Annotated in this window: 6 protein-coding genes; 3 read left to right on the top strand and 3 right to left on the bottom strand. The window is 67.8% G+C overall.

Annotated features, from left to right (window positions below):
• The first annotated feature begins 336 nt into the window (after positions 1-336).
• From P7D22_RS22055 to P7D22_RS22045, 3 genes are all read left to right on the top strand, one after another.
• Complete coding sequence (locus P7D22_RS22055; RefSeq protein WP_319936404.1) at positions 337-858, top strand: hypothetical protein; 522 nt, start codon at positions 337-339, stop codon at positions 856-858.
• Positions 859-903: 45 nt separating this feature from the next.
• The gene (locus P7D22_RS22050) at positions 904-1,047 is read left to right on the top strand and encodes a hypothetical protein (protein WP_319936403.1); all 144 of its coding nucleotides are present in this window, start codon (positions 904-906) and stop codon (positions 1,045-1,047) included.
• A gap of 113 nt (positions 1,048-1,160) precedes the next feature.
• Positions 1,161-1,946: a 3-hydroxybutyrate dehydrogenase gene (locus tag P7D22_RS22045; protein ID WP_319936402.1), complete on the top strand. Its 786-nt coding sequence runs from the start codon at positions 1,161-1,163 to the stop codon at positions 1,944-1,946.
• A gap of 24 nt (positions 1,947-1,970) precedes the next feature.
• On the opposite strand, the gene P7D22_RS22040 is transcribed toward P7D22_RS22045, so the two are convergent.
• The 3 genes from P7D22_RS22040 to P7D22_RS22030 form a co-directional block, all read right to left on the bottom strand.
• Positions 1,971-3,776: a DUF1217 domain-containing protein gene (locus tag P7D22_RS22040; protein WP_319936401.1), complete on the bottom strand. Its 1,806-nt coding sequence runs from the start codon at positions 3,774-3,776 to the stop codon at positions 1,971-1,973.
• A gap of 104 nt (positions 3,777-3,880) precedes the next feature.
• A complete protein-coding gene (locus tag P7D22_RS22035; RefSeq protein ID WP_319936405.1) occupies positions 3,881-5,308 on the bottom strand; it encodes a GGDEF domain-containing protein in 1,428 nt (475 codons plus the stop codon).
• Between the two features lie 183 nt (positions 5,309-5,491).
• Positions 5,492-5,989: a gluconokinase gene (locus tag P7D22_RS22030; protein ID WP_442916131.1), complete on the bottom strand. Its 498-nt coding sequence runs from the start codon at positions 5,987-5,989 to the stop codon at positions 5,492-5,494.
• Positions 5,990-6,093 lie beyond the last annotated feature (104 nt).

Raw genomic sequence — 6,093 nt, 5'->3', positions numbered from 1 at the left:
AGATGTGTATAAGAGACAGACCTGATGCTCGGCGAGCACGATGTCGCGGCCGCCACGCAGGCCCTGGTGGCGGCGCTGCCGGGGCTGCGCGGCCCGGTGGTGTTCGTGTCGAACGAGGTGGGGGCCGGCATCGTGCCGGACAACCGGCTGGCGCGCGACTTCCGCGACCAGCAGGGCCGGCTCAACCAGGCGATGGCCGCGGCCTGCGAAGCCGCCGTGCTGGTGGTGGCGGGCCTGCCGCTGGTGTTGAAGCCGTCGCCCGGGCCGCGGCTCGCCCTGACGCGCCTCGGCTAGACGACGCCCGTGTCGGGCGTGAGGTTTGACGTGTAGGCCTGCATGGCCTGCATAAAGGCCTCGAGCTGGCTGTCGGTCGTGGCCGTCGCGGCGGTGCCGCTGGCCGTCGTTGCGCTGGTCGAGGACGAGGCCGTCGTTACGGACGATGCGGTCGTCGAACCCGTGCCGCCGCTGGGTGGCGGTCCAGGCGGGGGCGGGGGCATGCTGCCGGTCGAGGTGCCGCCGCCGGTGCCGGCGGTGACGCCCATGGTCCCCATGGCTTTGTCGAAAGCCGCCAGGATGGCGGAGGCCGAGGTCGCGGTCGTGCCGTCGCTCGCCGTGGACGTGGCACTTGCGGTGCCCGTGGCACCCGTCAGCGAGGACAAGAGGCTCGAGGTCGTCGTGCTGTCGCTGCTGGTGCCCGATGCCGCGCCGGGCGGCGGGCCGCCTGGGGGCGGACCACCTGGCGGCGGGCTGGTTGGGCCCGTCGTGGCGCTGGTGCTGGTGCCGCCCTCCGTGCCGCTGCTCGTGGTCCCGCTCGACACGGCCGACAATTGGGCCAGGAAGGCCAGCATGGCCGACTGACCGCTCGCGCTGTCCACCGTCGCCGTGGTTGAGGAGGCCGATGCCGTGCTGTCGCTCGACGTGCCGCTCGCCGCCGTGCTGGTGCTGCTCGACTCCCGCATGCTCTTGATGAGCTGCGTGGCGAGGCTGTTCGAATGCGATATCGAGAGTGACACGACCGTTCCCCATGTCTTTGTAGTGGGAAAATAGCCCACAGCCCTGAAAGGTTGGTTAACGGCTCCGTAGCCGGCATTCGGGCCCCCGCCCGGGATTGCCAATCGGGCGCCGCCGGGCGAGCCTTAGGGACCGAACCGGAGACGCCCATGCCCGATCCTCACCGTTGCGCCGTCGTCACCGGCTCGACCAGCGGCATCGGCCTCGCGGTGGCGCAGGCGCTCGCGCGGCAAGGCGTCGACGTGATGTTGAACGGTTTCGGCGCGCCCGACGCCGTGGCGGCCCTTTGCGCGGAGATCGGCGGCGCCCATGGGGTGCGCTGCCTGCATTCGCCGGCCGATATGACGCGACCGGCCGAGATCGTCGCCATGATGGCCGAGGCCGAGGCGAGGCTCGGCGCGGTCGACATCCTGGTCAACAATGCCGGCATCCAGCGGGTGTCGCCGATCGAGGATTTCCCCGTGGCCGATTGGGACGCGATCCTGGCCATCAACCTGTCGGCCGCCTTTCACACCATCCGGGCCGCGGTGCCGGGCATGCGGCGTCGCGGCTGGGGTCGCATCGTCAACACGGCCTCGGCCCATTCGCTCGTCGCGTCGCCGTTCAAGGCCGCCTATGTGGCGGCCAAGCATGGCCTCGTGGGGCTGACCAAAACGGTGGCGTTGGAACTGGCGACGGCCGGCGTGACGGCCAATTGCGTGTCGCCCGGCTATGTCTGGACCCCGCTGGTCGAACGCCAGATCCCCGACACCATGGCGGCGCGCGGCCTGACGCGCGAGCAGGTGGTGAACGATGTGGTGCTGGCCGCGCAGCCGACCAAGCAGTTCGTCACGGTGGAGCAGGTGGCGGGAGCCGTGCTGTACCTGTGTTCGGATGCCGCCGCCCAGGTGACGGGCTCGAACCTCGTGATGGACGGCGGCTGGACGGCCGCCTGAAGTCGACGCGCCCCGCGGACCCTGTCAGCCGAACAAGGTGGTGATCGTGTCGCTGTTCGAGCTGGTGTTGGCGAGGTCGTAGAGCGTCGCGAATTGCGAGATGAAGCTTTTCATCTTGGCCGGGTTCTGCAGGTCGGAAAGCTTGAGCCGGCTATTTATGCGGTTCGCCTGCGTGTCAATGTCCTGGTTGGAGGTCGAGGACGGGATGCTGAGGGCGGTCTGCACCACCTTCAGCAAAGCGGAATCGGCCAGGATGCTGTAGGCGCTGGTGACGGCCCCGGTAGTGACCTTGTTCTGGAAGTACAGCGCCAGCTTGACGCCCGCGCTCTGGTCGCCCGCCTCGTCCTCGAGCGTCGTTTCCAGATAAGCGTCGTTCATCGCCTGCACGGATTTGGCCGATTGGGCGCCAGTGCTGCTGCGCTCCAGCGTGCCGGTCTTCGAGATGTTGAAGGATTCCGTCAGGCGGCGGGCCGCGGTGCCCATCTGGTTGGCGACGCTCTTCGGGTTGGTCAGGTCGCTCGTCAGGATCTGCCGCAATGTGGTGGTCGAGGTCTTGGGATCGAAGCCGTAAGCGGTCTTGATGTAGGACACCATGCGGCTGTCCGACAGCAGGTCGTCGAGCGTCTTCACGCCCGCAATGGCGGTGGTGTAGTAGGTGGTCTCGGATTTGGCCGCCGCCTGGGAAACCTTGTCGCTCTTCGCCTTGGACATGTAGAGCGTTTCGGTGTTGGCGATGTCGACCGTCGCCTGGGCGGTGCGGATCGAGGCCGCCTTGCCGTTCGTGTCGAAATTGAAGTCCTGCGACAGCGCCGTATAGGGGCTGGTGGTGTCGGCGGAGGTCGCGAAGCTGAAGGCTTTGGCAAAGGCGACGGCCTTGCTGCCCAGCATGTTGGCCACGCTATAGGGGTCGTCGAGGTTGCTGCTCAGGATGCGTTTCATGTCGGTGGTCGAATAGCTGCTGGTGTCGAGCCCATAGGCCTGGCCCGCCACCGACACGAGCTTGGGATCGGCCAGGAAGCTGTCCAGCGAATGCACCGTCCCGATGGTGTTCTCGTAATGGATGAGGTCGGTCGTGCGGCCGTAGGTGTTGGAATAGGCCGTCGAGGTCGCTTCCTGGTTGGCGGCCGATTGCACCACGAGCGGGATGTTGGATGTGTCGGCGACCCCGGCCGCCATCTGGTTGGCGACGCTGCCAGGGTCGGATGGATCGCTTTCGAGCGCGGCCGCGAGGTCGTTGCCGGCGGCCGTCGAGGCCGTCAGCGATCCGTTCTCGATCGTGTTGCCGTCGAGCCCGTAGGCGGTCATCACGTAGTCGAGCAGCTGCGAATTGCTTTCGAGGTCCTGGACGCTTTTCACGCTGCCGATGTTCGACTGGTAGTAGGCGGTCGCCAGGGTGGCATCGATCGATGAGCCGGCCTTGGCCGTGTAGAGCGCGATCGTGCGGGATTGCTGCGTGGTGGATTGCGCCGCCAGGGCGCTGGTCGCCGTGCCCTTCGTGGTGAACGAGAACTTTTCCGCGAAATCCTTGAAGCGTGGATCGGTCAGCTTGTTGACGAAGCTCGAGGAATCGCTGAGGTCGCTGGTCAGGACCTTGCGCATGAAGGCCTTGGCGTAGGTCATGTCCTTCAGGCCGGACGCCTGCATGGCATAACTGAACAGCTTGTAATTGTTCAGGAAGTCGTCGGCCGTCTTCACCTTGCCGATGTTGGCCGTGTAATAGGCCTGGGCGCTCTTCACGGTCGGTTCGGACGCGACGCGGTTCAGGCTCTTCGCCATGTTGCCGGCGTAGAGCTGGTAGTCGAGGTAGGTCGAGTTCGTGCTGGAGGTCATGCGGCGTCCCGCGCCGGAGCTCGAGCCCGGCGCCCCCACCCTGACCGCAACGGGTTAATCGATCTTGAAGCAGGCCGGTGGGTCACGACACCCATCGATGGTCGCTAAGCCGCCATGCCGGACACCAGCACCTTGTCGCGGCCGGCGTATTTGCAGCGATAAAGCGCTTCGTCCGCCGCCGTCGCCAGATCGGCGCAGCCGCTCATCAGCACGGGATCGGCCGTGGCGCAGCCGATGCTGACCGTCAGGTGCCCGTGCGGCGAGCCCGGATGCGCGACCCGCAGATGGCTGACGCTGCGACGCACCCGTTCGGCGATCCGGGCCGCCTCGGGCACGCCGACGTTCGGCAGGATCATGGCGAATTCTTCGCCGCCATAGCGCACCGCGAGCTCGCCCTCGCGCTGGGCATGCAGGTCCAGGCAGCGGGCGATCTGCCGCAACGCCTCGTCGCCGGCCGTATGGCCGAACAGGTCGTTGAAGGGCTTGAAATGATCGGCATCGATCATCAGCAGCGACAAGGGCCGTCCGGCATCCAGGCCCTGCTGCCAGCGCTCGGCCAGCACCCGGTCGAAGCAGCGGCGGTTCGCGAGACCGGTCAGGCCATCGGCATCGACGAGCTTCAGCAGTGCGGCTTCCGCCTCGACCCGGCGCCGCAGTTCGTGGCCGAGCAGGCGGGTAACCAGGATCATCGAGCCGCAGCTCAAGGCCACCACGATCCCGATCAGCGCCGTTCGCGGCAGCCAGGCGGCATGGATGTCGGCGACGCTGAGGCCGACGTTGATCACCAGCGGCAACCGGTCGAGGCGGCGGTAATGGTACAGGCGTTCCGCGCCGTCGATGGCGGAAGCCCCCTGGTATTCCCCTTCGTCCGATCGGCTCAACGCATTGATCAGCTTCTGCGACATCAGCCGCTGCCCGAGCAGGGCCGGGTCGAAGGGCTGGCGCACCATGAGGGTGCCGTCTGTGCGGAAAAGCGACAAGGAACCATGCGGCCCGAGGGGCGTCTGCCCGAACATCTGTCGCAGGTAGTCCAGCCGGAGCATGCCCACCACGACGCCACCGAAGCTGCCATCCTCGAGCGTCACCCGGCGGCTCAGCGCCACCACCTGCTCGCCGTCCTGTCGCGACGTGATGGGCCGACTGACGAAAAGGCCGAAGTCCGGCATCAAGGCGTGGATGCGGAAATAATCGCGGTCCGCCTCGCTGGTGAGCGTCGCTTGAGCCTGGCGCGACGATGCGACGACATGGCCGGCCGCGTCCAGAATGGTGACACTGTCCAGGAAAGCCGTGGTGGCGGCACGTCCGAACAGCACGGCATCGCGCAGCTCGACAGGGGCGGCCATGACGGACGGTTTCGCGACGGCGTCGCGGGCGCCCTGGATGGCGAAGTCGAAGCGGTCGATGTTTCGCTGCACGTCCTGCGCGATCAGCGTCGTCAGGTTGCCGGCCTCCACCGATGCGCGTGCGCTGTCGCTCACCCAGGCGGCTCGCGCCAGAACCGCGACCCCGCCGCAGATCAGCGCGATGATCACGGACAGCAAGATGTTGAGGATCCGCGGAGACAGATCCGGCCGGCGTCGGCCGGGCGAAACAACCGACATATCTGCGCACTCGACAATGAGCCCACAGCCTTAGGGCGCCGGCCCTTCTCAAAGCTGAAGACCGGCTGCGACGCGGCGCTGACCGCCCGCCGAAACGCAGGCGTGCTTAACGATTCAAGCGGGCTGGCCGGTGAGCGTTTCGACGATCGCCGCCACCTTGGGGCCGACCGCCCCGATGGCCGGCACCACCAGGACGTCGGCCTCCGTTTCGGGGTGGGGCGGCTCGAGTGCCGCGAACTGGCTGTGTACCAGCGAAGGGGGCATGTAGTGGTTCGGCCGGGCTTCGAGCCGGCGCACCATCGTGGCCTCCTCGGCGTCCAGGTAGATGAAGCGCAGCGCCGAACCCGTGGCGGCCCGGATGCGGTCGCGATACCGCCGGCGCAGGGCCGAGCAGGCGATCACGATCCCGGCCGGCGTCGCCGACCGGTCGGCCAGCGTGGCCCCGACCCGGTCGAGCCAAGGCCAGCGGTCCTCGTCGTCGAGCGGCGTGCCGGCCGCCATCTTGGCCACGTTGGCGGCCGGGTGCAGGTCGTCGCCGTCCACGAAAGCGAGGCCCAGCGCCGCCGCCAGCGCCTCTCCCATCGTGGTCTTGCCGCAGCCGCTGACCCCCATCACCACCAGGCAGAAGCGCCGGGCCGGGTCGACGGACGCCGTGCCGGGCATCGCGCCGCCGCTCATGGGTTCATCGGACGCGGCGTGGCGCCAAAGGCGCTCGC

The sequence above is a fragment of the Lichenihabitans sp. Uapishka_5 genome (genome assembly GCF_033947565.1).
GTDB lineage: Bacteria > Pseudomonadota > Alphaproteobacteria > Rhizobiales > Beijerinckiaceae > Lichenihabitans.
The sequence above is the reverse complement of the archived record's forward strand: the minus strand, read 5'-3'. Positions and strand labels throughout refer to the sequence as shown.